This is a genomic window from Agromyces sp. PvR057 (assembly GCF_040547485.1).
In the GTDB taxonomy this organism is placed as follows: domain Bacteria; phylum Actinomycetota; class Actinomycetes; order Actinomycetales; family Microbacteriaceae; genus Agromyces.
Window position 1 is genome coordinate 163,939 of sequence record NZ_JBEPPT010000001.1, and the last position, 22,803, is coordinate 186,741.

Sequence of the window (22,803 nt, forward strand, 5' to 3'; positions counted from 1 at the left end):
GTCAGTTCAGCCCTTCAGCCAGGGGACCCAGCGTGAGAACGGGGAAATAGGTGAGCGCGGTCACGATGACCGTGACGCCCACGAGGAGGCCGACGAACTGCGGCCGATATGTCGGCAGCGTCCCTGCGGTGGCGGGCACCTTGTCCTGCGCGGCGAGGGAGCCCGCGAGCGCCAGGACGAGCACGATCGGCACGAACCGGCCGAGCAGCATCGCGACGCCGAGCGCCGTGTTGAGCCACGGCGTGTTCGCCGTGAGACCGGCGAACGCCGAACCGTTGTTGTTCGACGCGCTGGTGAACGCGTAGAGCACCTCGCTCATGCCGTGGATGCCGGGGTTCCAGATCGAGACCGACTCGACGTCCTCTCGGATGCCAGGGATCGCGAAGCTGAGGGCGGTGCCCACGAGCACGAGCGTCGGCGTGACGAGGATGTAGAGGCTCGCCAGCTTGATCTCGCGCGGCCCGATCTTCTTGCCGAGGTACTCGGGCGTGCGGCCGACCAGGAGTCCCGCGATGAACACGGCGATGACCGCGAGCACGAGCATGCCGTAGAGGCCCGAACCGACGCCGCCGGGGGCGACCTCGCCGAGCATCATGTTCAGCATCGGCATCATGCCGCCGAGGGCGGTGAACGAGTCGTGCATCGAGTTCACGGCGCCGGTCGACGTGAGCGTCGACGTCGTGCCGAAGAGCGCCGAACCGAAGATGCCGAAGCGCGCCTCCTTGCCCTCGAGCGCGCCACCGGCGAGCTCGGGTGCCGTGCCGTTGCCGCCGGCCTCGAGCGCACTGAGCGCGACGAGGGAGATGACGTAGAGCGTCGCCATGACCGCGAGGATCGCGTAGCCCTGCTTGTTGGAGCCGACCATCTTGCCGAACGTGCGGGGCAGGGCGAACGGGATCGCGAGCATGAGCACGTTCTGGAACAGGCTCGTCCACGCACTGGGGTTCTCGAATGGGTGGGCCGAGTTCACGTTGAAGAAGCCGCCGCCATTCGTGCCGAGTTCCTTGATGACCTCCTGCGATGCGACCGGGCCGCCCGGCAGATTCTGCGTGTTGCCGGCGAGGGTCGTGATCTCGGTGAAGCCGTTGAAGTTCTGCACGACGCCGCCGATGATGAGCACGATCGCCCCGATGATCGAGAGCGGGAGCAGCAGGCGGAGCGAGCCTCGGAACAGGTCGACCCAGAAGTTGCCGATCGTGCCCGAGTTGCGACGGGCGAATCCACGCACGAGCGCCACGGCCACGGCGATGCCGACGGCCGCCGAGACGAAGTTCTGCACCGCGAGGCCGGCAAGCTGCACGGTGTACCCCATGGTGAGCTCAGGGGAGTACGACTGCCAGTTGGTGTTCGAGACGAAGGAGGCCGCGGTGTTGAACGACAGGCCCTCGGGCACGGCGGGCAGCCCGAGCGAGTACGGCAGCACGGCTTGGGCGCGCTGCAGCACGTAGACGAACAGCACCCCGACGACCGAGAACGCGAGTACGCCGCGCAGGTAGGCCGGCCACGACTGCTCCGAGCGCGGGTCGACGCCGATGAGGCGATAGAGGCCGCGTTCGATCCTCCAGTCTCGGTCGGTCGTGTAGAGGCGCGCCATGTAGTCGCCGAGCGGGCGGTACAGGAGGGCGAGGATGAGGGCGAGAGTGGCCGCCTGCAGGACGGCGAAGAGGACGTCCATCAGAACCGCTCAGGTTTGACGAGGGCGTACACCAGGTACACCACAGCGGCGACACCCAACGCGGCAGCGAGGAGTTCGAAGAAGATCACAGCTTCTCGACCCCCCTGGCGATGAGGCCGACGAGTACGAACACGGCGAGGATGCCGAGAAGGTAGACGACGTCGAGCACGAAGGACTCCAGATTCACGAGGTCGCGAGCCGCGGACACGGCTGGCGGGCAGCTGGGGTGCTGCACCACTGATGCAACACCGGAGCAGGTGCGTCGGCGCCGATCCTCATGGAGCCCTAACGCCCCGGCGGGTGATCCGAATGCGCCGCTCATGGCCGTGGCGCCGGCGTCCTGCGGCGCGTCCGCGGCATCCGTCGGAGTGGCACTCTCGCGGGCCGGTAGCGTTCTCGTCATGAGCGCGTGGGAGACGATCGGGGCGATCGCCGAGGTCATCGGCTGGGTCGGCCTCGCCGTCGGCCTCGGATGCCTGCTGGTGGTGCTGCTCATCCGCATCGCCGACGGGCGCTGGCTGCCGACCGACGCGGTCATCGTCGACGAGGCGGGCGGCAGCATCGTGCGCTGGTTCGCCGAGGGGGAGTTCCACTCGCGCAGGCTCAGCGCCGACGAGCGGCACCACGTCGCGAACCCGCAGGAGGAGCCCGCGTTCTACCGCGAACGCGAGCCCGAGCACCTGCGGCTGCACGAGCCGCCCGCGGGGCGCCGCGTACTGCGACTGCTCGGACTCGTGTTCCTCGCGCTCGCCGTCGTCGCGGGGGTCATCGGCATCATCGCCATGCTCGTCGCCTGACGTACGCCACGCCACGCCACGCCAGGGCACGCCACGGCGTACGCTGCCGGGCGGACGCCGGCCTGCGGCATCCGCCCTACTCGAGCGCGGCGAACTTCTCGATGTCGCCCTCGGTGCCCGAGACGATGATGAGGTCGTGGTTGGAGACCACCGTCTGCTCGGTCGCATAGGTGAACGGCTTGCCGGGGCTCTTCACTCCGACCACGGTCACGCGGTGCTTCGAGCGCACGCCCGACTCGGTGAGGTTCTTGCCGCGGATGGGCTTCGGCGGGTACATCTTCACGAGCGCGAAGTCGTCGTCGAACTCGATGAAGTCGAGCATGCGCCCCGACACCAGATGCGCGGTGCGCTCGCCGGCCTCGCGCTCGGGGTAGATGACGTGGTTCGCGCCGATGCGCTCGAGGATCTTGCCGTGCGATGCCGAGATCGCCTTCGACCAGATCTGCGGGATCTTCAGGTCGACGAGGTTCGCGGTGATGAGCACGGAGGCCTCGATCGACGAGCCGACCGCGCAGACCGCGATCGAGAAGTCCTGCGCGCCGATCTGGCGGAGGGCGTCGATGGACTTCGCGTCGGCGACGACGGCGTGCGTGACCCGCTCCGACCACTTCTGCACGAGGGCTTCGCTCTCGTCGACGGCGAGCACCTCGCGGCCGAGGCGGTCGAGCTGACCGGCGGTGGCGGCGCCGAACCGGCCGAGGCCGATCACGAGCACCGGGGCGTCGTGCTTGATGCGATCAACCAACGATGGGCCTCTCTTCGGGACGCTTGAACAACTGTCGTCGCTGGCTCGCTGCGAGGGCCGCGGCGAGAGTCACTGTACCAACGCGGCCCATGAACATCGTGGCGGCCATGACGTAGACGCCGGATGGCGGCAGGTCGGCGGTGAGGCCGGTCGACAGCCCGCACGTGGCGAACGCCGAGATGACGTCGAAGAGCACGTTCTCGAACGGCGCCTTCGTGATCTGCAGGATGATGATCGAGGCCGCCGCGACGATCGTCGCGCCCCACAGCACGACGCTCACCGAGAGTCGCAGCATGTCGCGAGGGATGCGGCGGCCGAACGCCTCCATCGAGGGCGCGCCTCGCGCCTCGGCCACTCCGGCGAGGAACAGCACGGCGAGGGTGGTCACCTTGATGCCGCCGGCCGTGGAGGCCGAGCCGCCGCCGATGAACATGAGCATGCTGCTGACGAGTTGGCTCGAGCCGTAGAGGTCGTGCATGTTCACGGTCGCGAACCCGCCCGACCTCGTCATGGCCGACATGAAGAACGACTGGAAGACGGTCGCGCCCGCGTCGAGTTGCCCGTACGTGCGGGGGTTGGCGTGCTCGAGGAGCACGAACATGCCGGCGCCGAGCACGAAGAGGATCATGGTCGTGGTGAGCGTGAGCTTCACGTGCAGGCTCCACCGCCGAGGCGCGCGCCAGTAGCGCGCGAGCGCGAAGATCACCGGGAATCCCAGGCTGCCGAGGAACACGCCGGCCATGAGCAGCGTCTGCATCCAGTAGTCGTGCTCGAACGGCTCGAGGCCGCCGGGGTTGGGACTGAACCCGGTATTCGTGAAGGCCATCGCCGAGTAGTAGAAGCTGTACCAGACCGAGTGGAAGGCGTCGTATCCCGCGGCGAGCATGCTGGGGACCATCGCGATCGCGATCGTCACCTCGATGACGAGCGCGCTGATCGCGACGGTCACGAGCAGCCCGCCGACCTCGCCGAGCTTCACCGCCTGACGTTCGGAGACCGGGCCGACGTGGATGCGCGACGGGTTCGTGTCGCTCGCCGCCATGAGCTTCGAGCGCAGGCCGAGGCGTCGCGAGATGACCAGGCCGAGGATGGATGCGAGCGTGAGCACCCCGACGCCGCCGATGTTGACGCCGATGAAGACCAGCAGGTTGCCGAAGGGCGACCAGTACGTCGCCATGTCGACGGTCGCGAGACCGGTCACGCAGATCACCGAGACGGCGGTGAAGAGGGCATCGTGCAGTGGGGTGCCCGAGCCCTCGCCGGCGCGCGCGACCGGGAGCGAGAACAGGAGCGTGAAGATGAGGATCAGACCGGCGAAGATGACGATCGCGAACCTCGAGGGCGAGCGCTTGACGAATCCGTCGACGGCGTCGCGCAGGCGTCCGAGCCATGATCGCTGGTCGAACCGACCGCCGCGGCCCATCGGCTGAACGCGCATCGACCCCCCTCAGTGCCGTCGTCGGAATGCGTGAGTCATGGTACTCCCCGCCCGGAATGACTAGCCTTGCAGCATGGCGGACATCTTCGACGTGGTGGCAGATGCGACCCGACGCGACATCCTTGCGGTCCTGCTCGAGCGCGAGACGACCGCTCCCGAGTCGAACGGCGAGATCAGCGTGTCCGAGATCGTCGCGTCGCTCGGGCTCAGCCAGCCGACCGTCTCGAAGCACCTCAAGGTGCTGCGCGAGTCGGGTCTGGTGAGCGTGCGCGAAGAGGGCCAGCACCGCTACTACCGCCTCGACCGCGGCCCGCTCGAGACGCTGGAAGACTGGCTGATCCCGTTCATGTCGTCGGATGCCGCGGCCGACGCCGCGACGCTCGCGGGCGCCGGGGCGATCGACTCCGAAGACCTCCGGGCCGAGCAGCTCGCGTTCGCCTCGCGTCTCGGCAAGGCGTTCGCCGAGACGGCGCACCAGGTCAGCGCGGTCGTCTCGCCGAACAAGCGCAAGTAGCCGCGCGGGCTCAGAGCTGCGGGCTCAGCGCAGGCGTTTGATCATCTCGAGCTCGAGTCCGCCCGGCTCCAGCTCGTACGCGCGGGTGTGCCCGGTCAGGCTGAACCCGAGCTTCTCGTAGAAGGCGATGGCCCGCGGATTCGCCTCGTGCACCTCGAGTCGCAGGGCGTCGCCGAACTCGAGCGTCCACTCCTCGACGGCCTCGAGCAGCCGACGCGAGACGCCGCGCGAGTCGCCCCGGTACGCCGGGCTCACATAGACCCCGACGAGGAGGGGGCCGGATGCGGCATCCGGAATGTACCCGCCCATGTGGCCGATCCAGCGCTCGCCGTCGATCGCGACGACCGAGGTCTGGCCCGGCGTCGTGCCGCGCGCGCCGCGCAGGCGCCAGACCGCTTCGCCGAGCGATTCGGCGTGCTCGAGCGTCTCGGCGAACGCGATGGGCGTGTCGCGCAGCATCTCGAGCCGGAGCTCGCGGACCTGCTGCCAGTCCTCTTCGCGGGTGGTTCGGATGGTGGGCTCGCGGTGGCGCATCCCTCGACGCTAACGCACGGTGATCAGGGGTGCGGTTCGAATCCGCTAGACTATCCCGAGGCTTTCTGCCTGCGGCTGCGACTCGCGCGGCCGACTCGATCTTTTCTGTGAGGTTCTGATGGGTTCCGTCATCAAGAAGCGCCGCAAGCGTATGGCGAAGAAGAAGCACCGCAAGCTGCTTCGCAAGACGCGCCACCAGCGTCGCAACAAGAAGTAGTCCGCTGCTTCACCGCTGAGAGCGTCAGGCCCCCGGCCTGGCGCTTTTCGCTGTACCCGGCGACGGTGCCTAGGCTTGGGGGCATGCCCCGCGACATCCGCCTCACCCTCATCGGCAAGCCCGGATGCCACCTCTGCGACGACGCTCGCGAGGTGGTGCAGGCCGTCATGGCCGAGGTCGAGGCGACGGATGCCGCTGGGTCGCCGTCGGTCGCGCTCGTCGAGGTCTCGATCCTCGACGACCCCGCGCTCGCCGAGCGGTACGCCGAGGAGATCCCCGTGCTGCTCGTCGACGGCACGATGCACGCGTACTGGCGCGTCGATCCGGTGCGCCTGAAGACGGCCCTGCTCGCCCGCTGATCGGCGCGGAACGCCGCGCGCGCCCGTCGCAGCTCGGTTGCCTGCGCGTTCGCCGGACCCGGCTTGTCTTTCGCGAACCCGCATGAAACGGTGGGAGCAGCGCCGCCGGGGGGTGGCGCGTTCGCATGCGGGGAAGGCGATCGATGAGCGACGTTCTGCCAGGGGGAGTCCTTCCGATTCCCGACCAGGTCTACACCGGGCCGATGGTCATGGACGCGAAGAAGATGGACGAGAAGCTTCCGCCCATCGAGATGAAGCGTCCGCCGAAGCAGGCGCCGAACGTGCTCCTCGTGCTGCTCGACGACGTGGGCTTCGGGGCGTCGAGCGCCTTCGGCGGGCCGGTGCCGATGCCCACCGCCGAACGCCTCGCCGGCGGCGGCCTGCGCTACAGCCGCTTCCACACGACGGCGATCTGCTCGCCGACGCGCGCGGCGATGCTCTCCGGCCGCAACCACCACCAGGTGGGCATGGGCCAGATCACCGAGACCGCCACCCCGTCGCCCGGCTACCGCTCGACGAGGCCGAACTCCTGCGTGCCGCTGCCCGAGATCCTCCGGCAGTCGGGCTACAACACGGCCCAGTTCGGCAAGTGCCATGAGGTGCCCGTCTGGGAGAGCGGTCCGACCGGCCCGTTCGACCACTGGCCGGCGTTCAGCGGCTTCGAGAAGTTCTACGGCTTCATCGGCGGCGAGACCAACCAGTGGACGCCGGCCCTCATCGACGGCGTCGGGTTCATCGAACCGCCGACGGATCCCGACTACCACCTCATGCCCGACCTCGCCGACCAGACGATCCGGTACATCAACCAGCAGAAGGCGCTCACGCCCGACAAGCCCTTCTTCGTCTACTTCGCGCCCGGCGCGACCCACGCACCGCACCACGTGCCGAAGGAGTGGATCGCCAAGCACGAGGGCAGGTACGACCAGGGCTGGGACAAGCTCCGCGAGGAGACGTTCGACCGCCAGAAGGCGCTCGGCGTGATCCCCGACGACGCCGTGCTCACCGAGCGCTCGGAGGGCATCCCGGCCTGGGAGGACACCGACGAGGCCATGCGGCGGATCCTCGCCCACCAGATGGAGGTCTACGGGGCGTTCCTCGAGTACGCCGACCACCACACCGGTCGCGTGATCGACGCGCTCGAAGCCCTCGACATCCTCGAGGACACGCTCGTGCTCTACATCATCGGCGACAACGGCGCCTCGGCCGAGGGCGGCCTCAACGGCGCGTTCATGCTCTCGACGGCGGCCAACGGCGGCGCCGAGTACGAGACGCCCGAGTTCTGGGCCGAGAACCTCGACAAGATCGGCGGACCCGAGGCCTACAACCATTACGCGGTGGGATGGGCGCACGCGATGTGCACGCCGTACCAGTGGACCAAGCAGGTGGCCTCGCACTACGGCGGAACCCGCAACGGCACGATCCTGCACTGGCCGTCGAACGTGAAGGCCCAGGGGGAGGTGCGCAACCAATGGCACCACGTCATCGACATCGCGCCGACGATCCTCGACCTCGCCGGCCTCGCGCAGCCGCACACCGTGAACGGCGTCACGCAGGTGCCGATGCACGGCGTCTCGATGGCGTACTCGTTCGACGACGCATCCGCCGACGAACGGCACACCACCCAGTACTTCGAGATCATGGGCAACCGCGGCATCTACCACCGCGGCTGGACCGCGCAGACTCGGCACCGCACGCCGTGGGACGTCGTGGGCGCCGCGCCCGACTTCTCCGACGACGTCTGGGAGCTCTACGACACCACCGTCGACTGGACCCAGTCGAACAACCTCGCGAAGCAGAACCCCGAGAAGCTCGCCGAACTGCAGCAGCTCTTCCTCATCGAGGCGACGCGCTACAACGTGATCCCCCTCGACGACCGGGCGGCGCAGCGCATGAACCCCGAGTTCGCCGGCCGGCCCACGATCGTGCAGGGCCAGACCCTGCGGCTCTACGAGGGCATGACGCGCCTCAACGAGAACGTCGCGATCAACGTCAAGAACCGGTCGTGGTCGGTCACCGCCGAGGTGGTGGTGCCCGACGACGGCTCGCTCGACGGCGCGATCGTCGCGCAGGGCGGGCGCACCGGCGGCTGGTCGTTCTTCGCCGAGGGCGGCAGGCTCGGCTTCCACTACAACTTCTGCGGGCTGCTGCGCTCCACGGCGTTGAGCGACACCGAGATCGGTGCGGGCACGCACCAGGTGCGGGCCGAGTTCGCGTACGACGGCGGCGGCATCGGGCGCGGCGGCACCGTCACGCTCTTCATCGACGGCGCGGCATCCGGAGCTCCGGCGACCGTGAAGCGCACCCACCCGATGTACTTCTCGTTCGACGAGGGCCTCGACGTCGGCGTCGACACCGGCATGCCGGCCTACGAGGGCTACGCGACCGAGCAGGGCCGGTTCACCGGCACGATCGACTGGGCCCAGATCGATCTCGGCACCGACGACCACGGCCATCTCATCGACCCGGAGGAGTGGCTGCAGGCGGCGATGCGACACCAGTAGGACGAGCGGATGCCGCGTGGCGCTGCCCGAACCACGCGGGACCGTTGCTCCGGGCACGATGATGGCGGGGGCCCGCCGCGAGGGGAAGCGAAGACGCATATGGCGAAGAACGAGGACATCCAGCGGGGGGCACTGCCGATCCCCGATCTCGCGTACACGGGAACGGTCACGTACGACGCGACCGACCCCGACACCCACTACCCGCCGATCGAGCGGCTGCTGCCGCCCGAGGGGGCGCCGAACGTGCTCGTCGTGCTCATCGACGACACCGGCTTCGGGGCGTCGAGCGCCTTCGGCGGCCCGGTGCAGACGCCGAACTTCGAGCGCATCGCGGCGCTGGGCCTCAAGTACACGCGATTCCACACGACCGCGCTCTGCTCGCCGACGCGTGCTGCACTGCTCTCGGGGCGCAACCACCACACCGTCGGCATGGGCGGCATCACCGAGATCGCGACGAGTGCGCCGGGCTACAGCTCCTTGCGGCCGAACAACTGCGCCCCCCTCGCCGAGACGCTGAAGCTCAACGGCTACAGCACGGCGCAGTTCGGCAAGTGCCACGAAGTGCCGGTCTGGGAGTCCAGCGCCGTCGGGCCGTTCGACCACTGGCCCCACCCGGGCGGCGGGTTCGAGTACTTCTACGGATTCATCGGCGGCGAGACGAACCAGTGGTACCCCGCGATCTACGAGAACACCTCGCCCGTCGAGCCGTGGGGAACGCCCGAAGAGGGGTACCACTTCATGGCCGACATGACCGACAAGGCCATCAACTGGACGAAGCAGCAGAAGTCGCTGGCACCTGACAAGCCGTTCTTCACGTACTTCGCGCCGGGCGCGACCCACGCCCCTCACCACGTGCCCGAGGAGTGGGCCGACAAGTACGCCGGCAAGTTCGACCAGGGGTGGGACGCGGTTCGCGAGGAGACGTTCGCCAGGCAGAAGGCGGCCGGCGTCATCCCCGAGAGCGCCGTGCTCACCGAGCGCAGCCCGGGCATCCCCGCGTGGGACGAGATGAACGAGGCGCTCAAGCCCGTGCTCGCCCGCGAGATGGAGGTCTACGCCGGGTACCTCGAGTACGCCGACCACCACGTCGGACTCCTCATCGACGCGCTCGAGGAGCTCGAGGTGCTCGACGACACCCTGATCTACGTGATCATCGGCGACAACGGCGCCTCGGCCGAGGGCACGATGAAGGGCACCACCAACGAGGCGTTCGTCATCAACCACATGGAGGAGCTGGAGGACGACGCCTACCTGATCGCCCACAAGGACGACCTCGGTACGCCCCGGTCGTACAACCACTACGCCATCGGCTGGGCGCACGCCATGGACACCCCGTACCAGTGGACCAAGCAGGTCGCCTCGCACTGGGGCGGCACGCGCAACGGCACGATCGTCAGCTGGCCGAACGGCATCGCCGCACGCGGGGAGATCCGCGACCAGTTCGCGCACATCATCGACGTCGCCCCGACGGTGCTCGAGGCCGCCGGCATCCCCGAGCCGTCGACCGTGCACGGCGTGACGCAGCGGCCCTACGAGGGCACGGCGATGAACTACTCCTTCGACGAGAAGGGCGCCGACGAGCGGCACACCACCCAGTACTTCGAGATGCTCGGCAACCGCGCCATCTTCCACAAGGGCTGGACGGCCGTGGCCAAGCACAAGGACCCCTGGCTGGCCTCGAGCCACGGGCTCGACGACGACGTCTGGGAGCTCTACAACGTCGAGGAGGACTGGACGCAGTCCAACGACCTCGCCGCCCGGGAGCCCGCGAAGCTCGCCGAGCTGCAGCGCCTGTTCCTGATCCAGGCCGCCCGCTTCAACGTGCTGCCGATGGACATCCGCTCGGCCGAGCGCTTCAACGAGGAGATCGCCGGCCGTCCGGCGCTCGTGCGCGGCACCAGTCAGACCCTGTACGCGGGCATGAAGCGCCTCAGCGAGAACTCGTTCATCAACATCAAGAACAAGTCGTTCACGGTCACGGCCTCCGTCACGGTTCCGGATGTCGGCGCCGCGGGCGTCGTGATCGCGCAGGGCGGTTCGTACGGCGGGTGGAGCTTCTACGCTCACGACGGCGCGCTCGCGTTCGCCTACAACATCCTCGGCATCGACACCGATTACGTCCGATCCGACGTCGCCCTGACCCCGGGCAAGCACGAGATCCGCGCCCACTTCGCCTACGCCGGAGGCGGCTTGGGCAAGGGCGGCACGGTCACGCTGTTCGACGGCGACACCGTCGTCGGCGAGGGGGAGATCGCGCGCACGCTCCCGTTCTTCTTCTCGATGGACGAGACCGTCGATGTCGGGGCGGATGTCGCGTCTCCCGTCTCGGCGGACTACGGGTCCCGCGGCAACGAATTCACGGGCCGTATCGCGTGGGTGCGCGTCGACGCCGGCGATGACAGCCACGACCATCTCATGGACCCGGATCACCGCATGCAGATCGCGATGACGCGGCAGTAGCGCCCACAGGGACGCAAGGGAACCTCGCCATGCCCTCCTTGCCTCACCGCAGGGCGCATGGCAGCGTGGTTCGCAGACCGTCGATGCTCGGCGGCACTCGGGGGAGGTTCGTACGTGGCCAGGGAATTCAACGGGATCATCGAGCTCGACGTGCGCGATTCGACGCCGGACTGGGACGCGTTCCTTCCTGAGAAGGCGCCCGAGGGCGCACCGAACGTGCTCGTAGTGCTCTTCGACGACACCGGGCAGGCAGCCTGGTCGCCCTACGGCGGGCGCATCCAGATGCCGACCCTCGACCGGCTCGCCGCGAACGGCCTCACGTACTCGCAGTGGCACACGACGGCGCTCTGCTCGCCGACGCGCTCGACGTTCCTCACCGGGCGCAACCACCACCAGAACGGGTTCGCCTCGATCTCGGAGTCGTCGTCGGGGTTCCCGGGCTACAGCTCCCACATCCCGAAGTCCAACGGCACCATGGCCTCCGTGCTTCGGGATGCCGGATGGAGCACGTACTGGGTCGGCAAGAACCACAACATCCCCATCGACGCGTGGTCGGCCGGAGGCTCGAAGAAGGATTGGCCGCTCGCGCAGGGCTACGACAGGTTCTACGGCTTCATCGGCGGCGAGACCAACCAGTGGTATCCGTCGCTCGCCGAGGACAACCACTACATCGACCAGCCCTACATGCCCGAAGACGGGTACCACCTGTCGGCCGACCTCGCCGACAAGGCGATGCAGTTCATCCGCGACTCCAAGCAGACCGAGCCCGACAAGCCCTGGTACCTGTGGTTCTGCCCGGGGGCGAACCACGCACCCCACCATGCGCCGCAGGAGTACATCGACAAGTACAAGGGCATGTTCGACGACGGCTACGAGGCCTACCGCGAGTGGGTGCTGCCGCGCATGATCGAACGCGGCATCCTTCCGGAGGGCACCGAACTCACGGAGCTGAACCCCATGGCGGAGGGAACCTACGCGCCCGGCGACGCCGTGCGGCCGTGGGACACGCTCTCTGACGACGAGAAGCGGCTCTTCAGCCGCATGGCGGAGGTCTACGCCGGCTTCTCGGAGTACACCGACGCCCAGGTCGGTCGCATCATCGACTACCTCGAGGAGTCGGGGCAGCTCGAGAACACCCTCATCGTCTACGCGGCCGACAACGGCGCGTCCGGTGAGGGCAGCCCGAACGGATCGGTCAACGAGGGCAAGTTCATCAACGGCTTCCCCGACACCGTCGAGGAGAATCTGAAGTACCTCGACGTCCTCGGATCGCCCGATACGTACAACCACTACCCGACCGGATGGGCCGTCGCCTTCTCGACGCCGTACCGGATGTTCAAGCGGTACGTGTACCAGGGCGGCATCGCCGATCCCCTGGTCGTGTCGTGGCCCAAGGGCATCGCGGCCCGCGGCGAGGTCCGAGGTCAGTACCACCACTCGACCGACATCGTGCCGACGATCCTCGAGGCATGCGGCGTGACGTTCCCCGATGAGATCGACGGTGTCACGCAGACGCCGCTCTCCGGCGTCTCGATGGCCTACAGCTTCGAAGATGAGTCCGCGCCGACCGCGAAGACCACCCAGTACTACGAGATGTTCGGCAACCGCGGCATCTGGCACGAAGGCTGGAAGGCGGTCACCGAACACGGACCGATCACGGGCATCGGGGCGTTCGAGCGCGATCGCTGGCAGCTCTTCCACACCGACGTCGATCGTGCCGAGGGGCACGACCTGGCCGACGAGCACCCCGAGAAGCTCGCCGAGCTGCAGGCCCTGTGGCTGAGCGAGGCGAAGGCCAACAATGTGCTGCCGCTGAACGACCTCGCCGTCGCGGGCAAGGATCTCGAGGTGTTCCTCGCGATGGAGTTCAGCGTTCCGGTGCCGCCCAGTGGCCAGTACGTCTACTACCCGGGCACGAGCGAGATCCCCGAACGCAATGCGGCCAACACGCACGCGGTGTCGTTCAAGGTGCTCGGCCAGGTGGTCACGACGGCGCAGACCGAGGGCATCATCTTCGCGCAGGGATCCCGATTCGGCGGGCATGCGCTCTTCGTCAAGGACGGGCAGTTGCACTACGTGCAGAACTTCCTGGGCATCGGCGAGCCGCAGAAGCTCTCGGCCCCGATGCCGACCGCCGGGGAGCACGTGCTCGGCATCGAGTTCGAGAAGGAGCGCATGGGCGACCACCACGAGTGGTACGGCACGGCCACGCTCCACATCGACGACCAAGCCGTCACGTCCGCCGAGATCCGAACCATGACCGGGCATTTCGCGCTGTGCGGCGAGGGCCTCTGCATCGGCTACGACTCCGGCGACAGCGTCTCGGCCGCCGACTACCTCGGGCGGTTCGACTACACCGGCGGCGAGATCCGCAAGGTGATCTTCGACGTGGCCGACGACGCGTACGTCGACCTCGAGGCGCACCTGGCCGCAGCGATGGCGCGCGACTGATGGCCGCCTCATTGCCGTCCTGGAACGACACCGCCACGCGCTCGGCCATCGAGTCGTTCGTCGAACGGGTCGCGACGGGTCCGAACGCGGTGCCCGAGTCCGAGCGCATCGCCGTGTTCGACAACGACGGCACGCTCTGGACCGAGAAGCCCATGCCGACGCAGCTGCACTACATCGTGGAGCAGTGGCGCAGACAGGCGGAAGCCGACCCCTCACTCGCCGAGCGGCAGCCATACACGGCGGCCGTCACGCACGACTTCGGCTGGCTCGGCGGCGCCGTCGACAAGCACTACGAGGGCGACGACAGCGATCTCAAGGTGCTCATCGGCGCGCTCGTCGGCGTCACCGCCGGCATGAGCGTGGACGACTACGCGGCATCCGTCGCCGACTTCTACGAGAACGCGAAGCACCTGACGCTCGGTACGCCGTATGCGGATGCCGTCTACCGCCCCATGGTCGAGCTGCTGCGCTACCTCGAGGTGCACGGCTTCACGACGTACATCGTCTCGGGCGGCGAACGCGACTTCATGCGCCCGATGACGCAGGAGTACTACGGCATCCCGCCCGAGCACGTCGTCGGGTCCGCGATGGGCCTCGCCTACGACGAGGGCTCGCACGAGGTGCGGTACACCGCCGGCCTCGACTTCTTCGATGACGGCCCCGAGAAGCCCGTGCGCATCTGGAGCCGCATCGGGCGGCGGCCGCTCATCGCGTGCGGCAACTCCAACGGCGACCAGCAGATGCTCGACTTCACGCGCAAGGGCGACGGCCTGGCGCTGCTCGTGCACCACGACGACGACACCGGTCGCGGCGATACGCCCTACGACAAGGGGGCGGATGCCGCGCTCGCCGCAGCGGCCGACCGTGGCTACACGATCGTCAGCGTCAAGGAGGACTGGGCGAGCGTCTTCGTGGATCCGGCGGCAGGGTGAGTCCGGGCGTCGCCGCGGGCCACCGCCGGGTCCTGCTGCCGACGTTCGCCGGATACCGGCGGTCGTGGCTCGGTCCTGACGTCCTCGCCGGCCTCTCGGCGGGCGCCGTCGTCATCCCGCAGGCCATGGCGTACGCGACGATCGCGAACCTGCCCGTGCAGGTCGGCCTCTACACCTGCATGGTGCCGATGCTGGTCTACGCGATGCTCGGCGGTTCGCGGGCCATGAGCGTGTCGACGACGTCGACCATCGCGACCCTCACGGCCACGACCCTGGTGTCTGCGGGCGTCGCGGCAGGCTCCGACGACCCGCTGGCCGACCTCATGGCGCTCACCCTGCTCGTCGGCGTGATCCTCCTGCTCGCCCGCCTCGCGAAGCTCGGATCCCTCGTCGAGAACATCTCGAAGGCCACGCTCGTGGGCGTGCAGATCGGCGTCGGCGCGACCGTCGCGGTCGGCCAGTTGCCGAAGCTGCTCGGCGAGACGACGAACTTCTCCGGGCACGGGTTCATCAGGTCGCTCGTGGCCGTCGCCGAGGCGCTGCCCGCGGCGAACCCCGCCACGGTCGCCCTTTCGGCCGGCTCGATCGTCGTCCTGGTGTGGCTCAAGCGCTGGCTGCCGCGGGTGCCGGGGCCGCTCGTGGTCGTGGCCGCCGGCATCCTCCTCGTCGCGTTCGGGGGCATCGACGCCGCGGGCGTGGAACTCATCGCTCCCGTGCCGCAGGGGTTCCCGCCGCCCGAACTGCCGTCGTTCGCGCATCTCGGGGCGCTCCTGCCCGGCGCCCTCGCCATCGCCGTGATGGCCCTGCTGGAGTCGGCCGCGGTCGCCCGCGGCATCCGCAAGCCGGGCGAAGCCCAGATCGACAGCAACCAGGAGCTGTTCGCGACGGGGGCGGCGAACGCCGTCGGGTCGTTCTTCCAGACGCTGCCGGCCGCAGGCGGGTTCTCGCAGAGCGCGGTGAACCAGGCGGCGGGCGCGCGGACGCAACTGGCGTCGATCACCACCGTGGTGCTCGCCCTGCTCGTCGTGCTGTTCCTCGCGCCGGTGATCAGCCTCCTGCCGCAGGCGACGCTCGCATCGCTGGTGTTCGTCGCGGTGATCGGGCTCATCGACATCCGCTCGCTCGTGCGCTTCGCGCGCATCAGCCGGGTCGACTTCTGGATCGCGCTCTCGACGGCCGCCGTCGGCCTCACCGCCGGCCTGCTGCCCGCCGTTGCCGTCGGCGTGGTCTCGACGCTGATCGTGGTGCTGCGTGAACTGAACCGCCTGCGGGTCGTCACCGATGCCGTCGTCGACGACGTGCTGCCCGTACGCCTCGAGGGACCGCTCTACACGGCGAACGTGCTCGCGAACGAGAACGCCGTGCTCGCCGCGGTCGACGCGACACCGGGCGTGCGGGCCGTGGCACTCGAACTCACGCACCTCGTCACGACGTCGATCACCGTGCTCGACACGCTGGCAGACCTCGACCGGGAACTCGCCGACCAGGGCATCGAGCTCCGCCTCGCGGCAGTGCCAGCGGGCGGTGCCGAGATCGCCCGTCGCACGAGCTGGTTCAGCGGCCTCGAGGCGGCCGGGCGCGTGTACCCGACGCTCGAGGCCGCCTGCGTCGCCGACTAGGGCAGGAGGCGCGTCGGGCCGCGGAACAGGTACGTGGTCTCGCGGATCGAGGACTCGCCCAGCATGAGCATCAGCACGCGCGCGAGGCCCATGCCGAAGCCGCCGTGCGGGGGAACGCCGTAGCGGAAGAAGTCGAGGTAGAACTCGAGCTCCTCGGGGTCGAGCCCCTTCTCCTTCGCCTGCTCGACGAGCACGTCGATGCGGTGCTCGCGCTGCGCGCCCGTCGAGATCTCGACGCCGTTGTAGATGAGGTCGTAGGAGTTGGTGAGGCTCGCGTCGCCCTCGTGGCGCATGTGGTAGAACGGCCGGATGCTCGACGCGTAGTCGGTGAGGAACACGAAGTCGTGGCCGAGCTCCTCCTTCACGTACGTCGAGATCTGGCGCTCGCCCTCGGGGTCCATGTCGGCGTCGGCGCGCGGCACGACGTAGCCGCGGTCGGCGACGATCTGCTTCGCCTCGGCGAGGGGGATGCGCGGGAACGGGCGCGAGGGCACCTGCAGCTCGATGCCGAAGTACTCCTGGATCGCGGCGCCGTGCGCGTCGACGACGGCCTGGAAGCCGGCGACCATGAGCTCCTCATGCAGGGCCATGACGTCTTCGTGCGAGTCGATCCAGCTGATCTCGGTGTCGACGGAGGTGAACTCGGTCGCGTGGCGCGAGGTGAACGAGGGGTCGGCGCGGAACGCCGGGCCGACCTCGAAGATGCCGCCGAAGCCCGCGGCCTGCGCCATCTGCTTGAAGAACTGCGGGCTCTGGGCGAGGTACGCCTTGCCCTCGAAGTAGTCGACCTCGAAGAGCTCGGCGCGTGACTCGGAGGCGGACGCCATGAGCTTGGGCGTCTGGATCTCGATGAGGCCCTTCTCGACCCAGACCCCGCGCAGCGCATGCAGGAACGTGGTCTGGATGCGGAAGATGAGCGCCTGCTTCGGGTTGCGCAGGTCGAGGAAGCGCCAGTCGAGGCGCTTGTCGAGGCTCGAGTCGGCCGCGATCGGCGTCTCGGGGTTGGCCTCGGAGACGACCTCGAGCGAGGCGAGCTTGACCTCGAGGCCGCCGAGCTTCACGCGCTCGTCGTGCTTGAGCTCGCCGGTCACGCGGATGAACGAGCCGTGCGCAAGGGCCGAGATGGCCTCGGTGGTCGCCAGGCGCGCGGGGGCCGTGTCGTCGGCCGCCTCGCCCTCGACGGGCTCGGGGAGTTCGCGGGTCGCGGGGTTCACGACCTGCACGGCACCGGACTCATCGCGGAGGATGACGAACTGCACCTTCTTCTGGTCGCGGACGGTCTCGACCCATCCGGCGATCGTGACGGGGCCGTCGGGCAGGGCGGCGAGGTTCTTGACCAGGGTGCGTTCGTTCACGAGGGTCAATCCTACTGGGGCCGGACCGGTGCGAACGGGCTAACCGGTCAATGCGGTGCCCGCGACCGGATCCGGCGGCATCCGAGGGGCCCGCGCGCCCGAACGCTCGGCGATTTCAAAGGATCGCGCTCCCTAGACTGGAGACCGTGCCTGCCGAGCAGATCCATCTCGTGCGCCATGGCGAGGTGTTCAACCCCCAGGGCGTGCTCTACGGACGACTCCCGGGCTACGGCCTCTCCGACCTCGGGCGCAAGATGGCGCAGTCCGCGGCCGATATGCTCGTCGCGGCCGAGCGCCCCGTGACCTCCCTGATCGCATCGCCACTGCAGCGCACCCAGCAGTCCGCCGAGCCGATGGCCGCCGCCTTCGGCCTCGAGCCCGCGCTCGAGGAGCGCGTCATCGAGCCCGAGAACCGGTTCGAGGGCAAGCGCATGACCGGCCCGGGCGGTGCGCTCGGCGATGCGCGCAACTGGCGCTTCCTCATCAACCCGTGGGAGCCCAGCTGGGGCGAGCCGTTCGGCTCGATCGCCGCGCGCATGCTCGCCGCCGTGCACGATGCGTGGCAGGGCGCCGACGGCGGAGACGTCGTCATCGTCAGCCACCAGCTGCCCATCTGGATGGTGCACCGCAGGCTCGCGGGCCTCTCGCTCGCGCACGACCCGCGCCGACGCCGCTGCGCGCTCTCGAGCATCACGACGCTCGAACGACGCGGCGACCGCTTCGTCGAGGTCGACTACCGTGACCCCGCCTCCGGCCTCGCCGCGCAGGCCACCGACGTGGGAGCCGTGTGATGCGTCGAACCCCTCTCGGGCGCAGGCCCGTCATCGCCGTCGCGGCGCTCGTCGCGGCATCCGCGCTGCTGCTCACCGGCTGCGCGAGCGACCCGCTCGCCGACCAGTTCCGCGAGGGCAGCGGCAAGAACTACATCGCCGGCGACGGCAGCATCTCGGAGTACGAGCAGGCCGACCGCGGGGAGCCCATCTCATTCACGGGCGAGACCGTCGAGGGCGACGCCTTCGACTCCGCCGACACGCTCGGCGAGGTCACGGTCGTGAACTTCTGGTACGCCGGCTGCGCGCCGTGCCGGGTCGAGTCGCCCATCCTCGAAGAGGTGCACCAGGGCTACGAGACCGACGACGCCGACGTGGCGTTCATCGGCGTGAACGTGCGCGACCAGGCGGGCACCGCGGCATCCTTCGAGAAGAAGTACGGCGTCTCGTTCCCGTCGATCCTCGATGTCGAATCCGGCGAGGCCCAGCTCGCGTTCGCGGGCCCCGTACCGCCGGCGGCCGTGCCGACGACCATCGTGCTCGACCGCGAGGGGCGCGTCGCCGCACGCGTGCTCGGCCAGCTCACCGAGGCGTCGATCCTCGAGTCGCTCGTCGACCGCGTCCTCGACGAGCAGGCCTGACGTGGGCGGCATCGGCGAGATCGTCCTGAACGGGCAACTGCTCGCCGCCGTCCCCATCGCGCTCGCCGCGGGCATCGTCTCGTTCCTCTCGCCGTGCGTGCTGCCGCTCGTCCCCGGCTACCTGGGGTACATCGGCGGGTTCGTCGAGGCGTCGGCGGATGCGGCGGAGGAGCGTCGATACCGTCGCCGCCTCGTGTTCGGCGTGCTGCTGTTCATCGCCGGGTTCACGGCCGTGTTCGTGACGTTCAACCTGCTCGCGGGCGTGGCCGGCGCCTGGTTCAACGCGTACGGGGACGTCATCACGCAGGTGCTCGGCGTGGTGCTGATCATCATGGGCCTCGTCTTCATCGGGCAGTTCACCTTCCTGCAGCGCACGATCAAGCCGTCGTGGCGTCCGACGACGGGGCTCGCCGGCGCGCCCCTGCTCGGCGTCGTGTTCGGCCTCGGCTGGACCCCGTGCATCGGCCCGACCCTCGCGGTCGTGCTCACGCTCAGCGCGGACTCCGGGTCGGTGTGGCGGAGCGTGCTCCTCGGCCTCGCGTACTGCATCGGCCTCGGCATCCCGTTCCTGCTCGTCGCCCTCGGCTTCGGCTGGGTCACCGGGTCGCTCGCGTTCGTGCGCCGCCACATCCGGACCATCAACATCATCGGCGGGTCGCTGCTCATCGCGATCGGCCTGCTCATGCTCACAGGTCTCTGGACCATCTGGATGTACGAACTGCAGGCGGTGATCTCCGGCTTTGTCCCCGCGATCTGACCCGGGCGCGCTCTCGCGCCCCGACGACCACATCGACTCGCCCGAACCCTCGGCCGACGCGGCATCCGTCACCCAACCCAAGCTCGGCTTCACCGGCTGGGTGCGCTTCGCCTGGCGACAGCTCACGAGCATGCGCACCGCGCTGCTCCTGCTCCTGCTGCTCGCGATCGCGGCGGTGCCGGGCTCGCTCGTGCCGCAGCGCTCGAGCGATCCGAACGGCGTCACGCAGTACTTCTCCGACAACCCCCGGCTCGCGCCCGTGCTCGACAACCTGCAGATGTTCGACGTCTACACGTCGGCCTGGTTCTCGGCGATCTACCTGCTGCTGTTCGTCTCGCTCATCGGCTGCATCATCCCGCGCACGAAGCACCACTTCGACGCCCTGCGCGCCCGCCCGCCGCGCACGCCCGCGCGGCTCGCGCGGCTGGCCGGCTACACCGAGCGCGCCCTGCCCGAGGGCGAGACGGCGGATGCCGCGATCACGCGTGCTGCGGCCGAGCTCAAGCGCGCCGGCTACCGCGTCGAGCGCTACGACCTGCGCGGCGAGCCGTCGGTGTCCGCCGAACGCGGGTACCTGCGCGAGACCGGCAACCTCGTGTTCCACACCGCACTGCTCGGCATCCTCGTGGCCGTCGGCATCGGCGGCGGGTTCGGCTTCGCGGGCCAGCGGGTCGTCGTCGAGGGGCAGTCGTTCGTGAACACCCTCTCGGCGTTCGACTCGTTCAACCCCGGACGCTTCTTCAACGACGCGAACCTCGACCCGTACCGCCTCAGCCTCACCGACCTCGAGGCCGTCTACGAGACCGAGAACCAGAAGGCGCTCGGCCAGCCCGTCGACTTCACCGCGAGCGTCGAGATCACCGGCCGCGACAGCGACGAGACGGTCGACGGCGAGGTCAAGGTCAACCACCCGCTGCGCGTGCACGGCACCGACGTGTACCTGCTCGGCAACGGCTACGCCCCCACGATCACCGTGCGCGACGCCGAGGGCGAGGTCGTCTTCACCGACGCGATCCCGTTCCTGCCGCAGGACGCGAACCTCACCTCGATCGGCGTCGTCAAGGTGCCAGACGGAATGCCCGAGCAGCTCGGCATGGTCGGCTTCTTCTACCCGACGCAGACCACGCTCGACTCCGGCGCGTACTCCTCGAGCTACCCCGACCTCGTGTACCCCGTGCTGACGCTCAACGTCTACGCGGGCGACCTCGGCATCGACGGCGGCAAGCCGACCTCGGTCTACACGCTCGACCCGTCGACCATGGAGCAGCTCACGGGCGGCGCGACCGGCGTCGACTCGATCGAGCTCATGCCGGGCCAGACGCAGGACCTGCCGAACGGCCTCGGCACGGTCACGTTCGAGGACGCGACCCCCGATGGCGAGCCGAACGCCGCCGACGGCGACTACTCGCAGAGCGTCGACCGGTTCGCGAGCTTCGACATCCACCGCGATCCGTCGCAGGGCTGGGTGCTCGTCTTCGCGATCCTCATCATCGCGGGCCTGCTCGTGTCCCTCTTCATCCCGCGCCGCCGCGTCTGGGTGAAGGCCGCGAAGCGCCGCGACGGGCAGGTCGTGCTCGAGTACGCCGGGCTCGCGCGCGGCGAGGACCCCGGCCTCGACGAGGCCGTGGCCGCGTTCGCCGACCGGCACGCCGGACCCGCGCCCGCCGCCGACCCCGACCATGCCCACGATGCCGACGACGCGGCCCCTGCGTCGTCCGAAGGGTCCGTAGCCCCCGAATCCGCCGGTGACCCGGCGAAACCGACGACGTAAGGTTGTAGCCGTGACGCTCGACGAGATCTCCATCACCCTCGTGTACTCGGCCATGGCCGTGTACGCGATCGCGTTCATCGCCTACGCGATCGACCTCGCGCGCCGTTCGGCGGTCGCCGCGAGTGCCGCCGACGCCGCGGCCGCGTCCATCGCATCCGCGGAGGCCCCGGCCACCGTGGGCGCCCCCGCCACCGTCGGCGCGACCGTGTCGGGCGGCGGCACGGGTGCCGTCGCATCGGCGAAGGGTGGGCGCGGCGCGGCATCCGCAGCCCTGTCGGACGGTGCCTCGGTGGCCTACGGCCGCTCGCCGTCGCTGCGCGTGGGCGTCGCCATGACGGTGCTCGCGTGGGCGCTGCACCTCGCCGCCGACATCACGCGCGGCCTCGCGGCAGGCCGGGTGCCGTGGGCGAACATGTACGAGTTCGCCCTCACCGGCACGCTCATCATCACGAGCGTCTACCTGCTCGTGCTCGTCGTCTCGAAGCACGACCTGCGCTTCCTCGGCACGTTCATCACCGGCCTCGTGCTCGTGCTCCTCGGCATCGCCACCGTGAACTTCTACGTCAGCGTCGTGCCGCTGCCCCCGGCACTGCAGTCGGCCTGGCTCGTCATCCACGTGTTCGTGGCGACCTCGGCGGTCGGGTTCCTCGCGCTCGGGTTCGCGCTCTCGGTCGTGCAGCTCATGCAGTCGCGCCGCGAGACGATGCTCGCCACGGCGAAGCAGGTCAAGCGGTCGTTCCTCGCGACGCTGCCCGACTCGGCGACGCTCGAGAACCTGGCCTACCGCGTCACCATCATCGGCTTCATCCTCTGGACCTTCACGCTCATGGCCGGCGCCATCTGGGCCGAGGCCGCATGGGGCCGCTACTGGGGCTGGGACACCAAGGAGGTGTGGACCTTCATCATCTGGGTGGTCTACGCCGGGTACATCCACGCTCGCGCGACCCGAGGCTGGCGCGGCTCGCGTTCGGCATGGCTCGCGATCATCGGATTCTCGACGGTCATGTTCAACTTCACCGTCGTGAACCTGTTCTTCAAGGGACTGCACGCCTACTCGGGTCTCTGATCCGCACCGTCGCACGGCTCGGCGAGCCCGACCCGCACCGGATTCTCCGTCAGATCCGCCGGCAGGGCACCCGCCACCGCTCTGGCTCCTCCCATTTCAGGACCACATCGGTCATGGCTGCACTCTGCGGGTATGAGCGATCTGGTCCTGAAAAGGTGCGTCGTGCATTGCGAGGTCCGAGGTAGCCGGAGCACCATCGCT

The 22,803-nt window shown here is 69.0% G+C and carries 21 protein-coding genes; 14 read left to right on the forward strand and 7 right to left on the reverse strand.

Annotation, left to right across the window (positions count from 1 at the left end):
* Position 1: 1 nt before the first annotated feature.
* Genes kdpA through ABIC29_RS00795 form a run of 3 tightly spaced genes read right to left on the reverse strand, consistent with a single transcriptional unit; the run spans position 2 to position 1,910 of the window.
* Positions 2-1,675: a potassium-transporting ATPase subunit KdpA gene (gene kdpA, locus ABIC29_RS00785; protein ID WP_354241874.1), complete on the reverse strand. Its 1,674-nt coding sequence runs from the start codon at positions 1,673-1,675 to the stop codon at positions 2-4.
* On the reverse strand, positions 1,675-1,764 hold the full coding sequence (locus ABIC29_RS00790; RefSeq protein WP_022891167.1) for a potassium-transporting ATPase subunit F: 90 nt from the start codon (positions 1,762-1,764) through the stop codon (positions 1,675-1,677). Before ABIC29_RS00790 ends, kdpA begins: the two co-directional genes overlap by 1 nt.
* A complete protein-coding gene (locus tag ABIC29_RS00795; protein ID WP_158551730.1) occupies positions 1,761-1,910 on the reverse strand; it encodes a hypothetical protein in 150 nt (49 codons plus the stop codon). Before ABIC29_RS00795 ends, ABIC29_RS00790 begins: the two co-directional genes overlap by 4 nt.
* 166 nt (positions 1,911-2,076) lie before the next feature.
* Between ABIC29_RS00795 and ABIC29_RS00800 the strand changes: the two genes are divergently transcribed.
* Positions 2,077-2,472, forward strand: coding sequence for a hypothetical protein (locus tag ABIC29_RS00800; protein WP_354241879.1), 396 nt, complete (start codon positions 2,077-2,079; stop codon positions 2,470-2,472).
* Positions 2,473-2,548: 76 nt separating this feature from the next.
* Here ABIC29_RS00800 and ABIC29_RS00805 read toward each other — a convergent pair whose 3' ends face one another.
* Together ABIC29_RS00805 and ABIC29_RS00810 are read right to left on the reverse strand one after the other, a co-directional pair.
* Positions 2,549-3,217 (reverse strand): potassium channel family protein, encoded by a 669-nt coding sequence (locus ABIC29_RS00805; RefSeq protein ID WP_055854866.1) that lies wholly within the window; start codon positions 3,215-3,217, stop codon positions 2,549-2,551.
* A complete protein-coding gene (locus tag ABIC29_RS00810) occupies positions 3,210-4,655 on the reverse strand; it encodes a TrkH family potassium uptake protein (protein WP_354241883.1) in 1,446 nt (481 codons plus the stop codon). Before ABIC29_RS00810 ends, ABIC29_RS00805 begins: the two co-directional genes overlap by 8 nt.
* A 73-nt stretch (positions 4,656-4,728) precedes the next feature.
* Between ABIC29_RS00810 and ABIC29_RS00815 the strand changes: the two genes are divergently transcribed.
* Entirely contained in the window at positions 4,729-5,169 is a 441-nt protein-coding gene (locus ABIC29_RS00815) for an ArsR/SmtB family transcription factor (protein WP_116080423.1), read from the forward strand.
* A 24-nt stretch (positions 5,170-5,193) separates the two neighbouring features.
* On the opposite strand, the gene ABIC29_RS00820 is transcribed toward ABIC29_RS00815, so the two are convergent.
* Complete coding sequence (locus ABIC29_RS00820; protein WP_116080424.1) at positions 5,194-5,703, reverse strand: GNAT family N-acetyltransferase; 510 nt, start codon at positions 5,701-5,703, stop codon at positions 5,194-5,196.
* Positions 5,704-5,821: 118 nt separating this feature from the next.
* On the opposite strand from ABIC29_RS00820, the gene ABIC29_RS00825 reads away from it, so the two are divergent.
* The 7 genes from ABIC29_RS00825 (at position 5,822) to ABIC29_RS00855 (ending at position 16,242) form a co-directional block, all read left to right on the forward strand.
* Entirely contained in the window at positions 5,822-5,920 is a 99-nt protein-coding gene (locus ABIC29_RS00825) for a 30S ribosomal protein bS22 (RefSeq protein ID WP_003792170.1), read from the forward strand.
* Positions 5,921-6,003: 83 nt separating this feature from the next.
* A complete protein-coding gene (locus ABIC29_RS00830) occupies positions 6,004-6,279 on the forward strand; it encodes a glutaredoxin family protein (RefSeq protein ID WP_354241888.1) in 276 nt (91 codons plus the stop codon).
* A 143-nt stretch (positions 6,280-6,422) separates the two neighbouring features.
* The gene (locus ABIC29_RS00835) at positions 6,423-8,780 is read left to right on the forward strand and encodes an arylsulfatase (RefSeq protein WP_354241890.1); all 2,358 of its coding nucleotides are present in this window, start codon (positions 6,423-6,425) and stop codon (positions 8,778-8,780) included.
* 99 nt (positions 8,781-8,879) lie between these two features.
* Positions 8,880-11,240, forward strand: coding sequence for a sulfatase-like hydrolase/transferase (locus ABIC29_RS00840; RefSeq protein WP_354241892.1), 2,361 nt, complete (start codon positions 8,880-8,882; stop codon positions 11,238-11,240).
* Positions 11,241-11,354: 114 nt separating this feature from the next.
* Positions 11,355-13,691: an arylsulfatase gene (locus ABIC29_RS00845; protein ID WP_354241895.1), complete on the forward strand. Its 2,337-nt coding sequence runs from the start codon at positions 11,355-11,357 to the stop codon at positions 13,689-13,691.
* Positions 13,691-14,623 carry an HAD family hydrolase gene (locus ABIC29_RS00850; RefSeq protein WP_354241898.1) on the forward strand — a complete coding sequence of 311 codons (933 nt, stop codon included), beginning with the start codon at positions 13,691-13,693 and terminating at the stop codon, positions 14,621-14,623. The genes ABIC29_RS00845 and ABIC29_RS00850 overlap by 1 nt, the downstream gene beginning before the upstream one ends.
* A complete protein-coding gene (locus ABIC29_RS00855) occupies positions 14,620-16,242 on the forward strand; it encodes a SulP family inorganic anion transporter (protein WP_354241901.1) in 1,623 nt (540 codons plus the stop codon). The genes ABIC29_RS00850 and ABIC29_RS00855 overlap by 4 nt, the downstream gene beginning before the upstream one ends.
* Here the strand turns inward: ABIC29_RS00855 and aspS are convergent.
* The gene (gene aspS / locus ABIC29_RS00860) at positions 16,239-17,597 is read right to left on the reverse strand and encodes an aspartate--tRNA(Asn) ligase (protein ID WP_199471219.1); all 1,359 of its coding nucleotides are present in this window, start codon (positions 17,595-17,597) and stop codon (positions 16,239-16,241) included. The two genes, ABIC29_RS00855 and aspS, sit on opposite strands and share 4 nt — an antisense overlap.
* Before the next feature lie 146 nt (positions 17,598-17,743).
* On the opposite strand from aspS, the gene ABIC29_RS00865 reads away from it, so the two are divergent.
* From ABIC29_RS00865 to ccsB, 5 genes are read left to right on the forward strand one after another with little or no spacing between them, the layout of a single operon-like run.
* Positions 17,744-18,388: a histidine phosphatase family protein gene (locus ABIC29_RS00865; RefSeq protein WP_116080430.1), complete on the forward strand. Its 645-nt coding sequence runs from the start codon at positions 17,744-17,746 to the stop codon at positions 18,386-18,388.
* A complete protein-coding gene (locus ABIC29_RS00870) occupies positions 18,388-19,008 on the forward strand; it encodes a TlpA family protein disulfide reductase (protein WP_116080431.1) in 621 nt (206 codons plus the stop codon). The genes ABIC29_RS00865 and ABIC29_RS00870 overlap by 1 nt, the downstream gene beginning before the upstream one ends.
* 1 nt (position 19,009) lies before the next feature.
* Positions 19,010-19,765 carry a cytochrome c biogenesis CcdA family protein gene (locus tag ABIC29_RS00875; protein WP_502915436.1) on the forward strand — a complete coding sequence of 252 codons (756 nt, stop codon included), beginning with the start codon at positions 19,010-19,012 and terminating at the stop codon, positions 19,763-19,765.
* Entirely contained in the window at positions 19,749-21,536 is a 1,788-nt protein-coding gene (resB, locus tag ABIC29_RS00880) for a cytochrome c biogenesis protein ResB (protein ID WP_116080433.1), read from the forward strand. Before ABIC29_RS00875 ends, resB begins: the two co-directional genes overlap by 17 nt.
* Before the next feature lie 52 nt (positions 21,537-21,588).
* Positions 21,589-22,602, forward strand: a complete 1,014-nt coding sequence (gene ccsB / locus ABIC29_RS00885; protein ID WP_116082136.1) for a c-type cytochrome biogenesis protein CcsB — start codon at positions 21,589-21,591, stop codon at positions 22,600-22,602.
* The last annotated feature ends 201 nt before the right edge of the window (positions 22,603-22,803 follow it).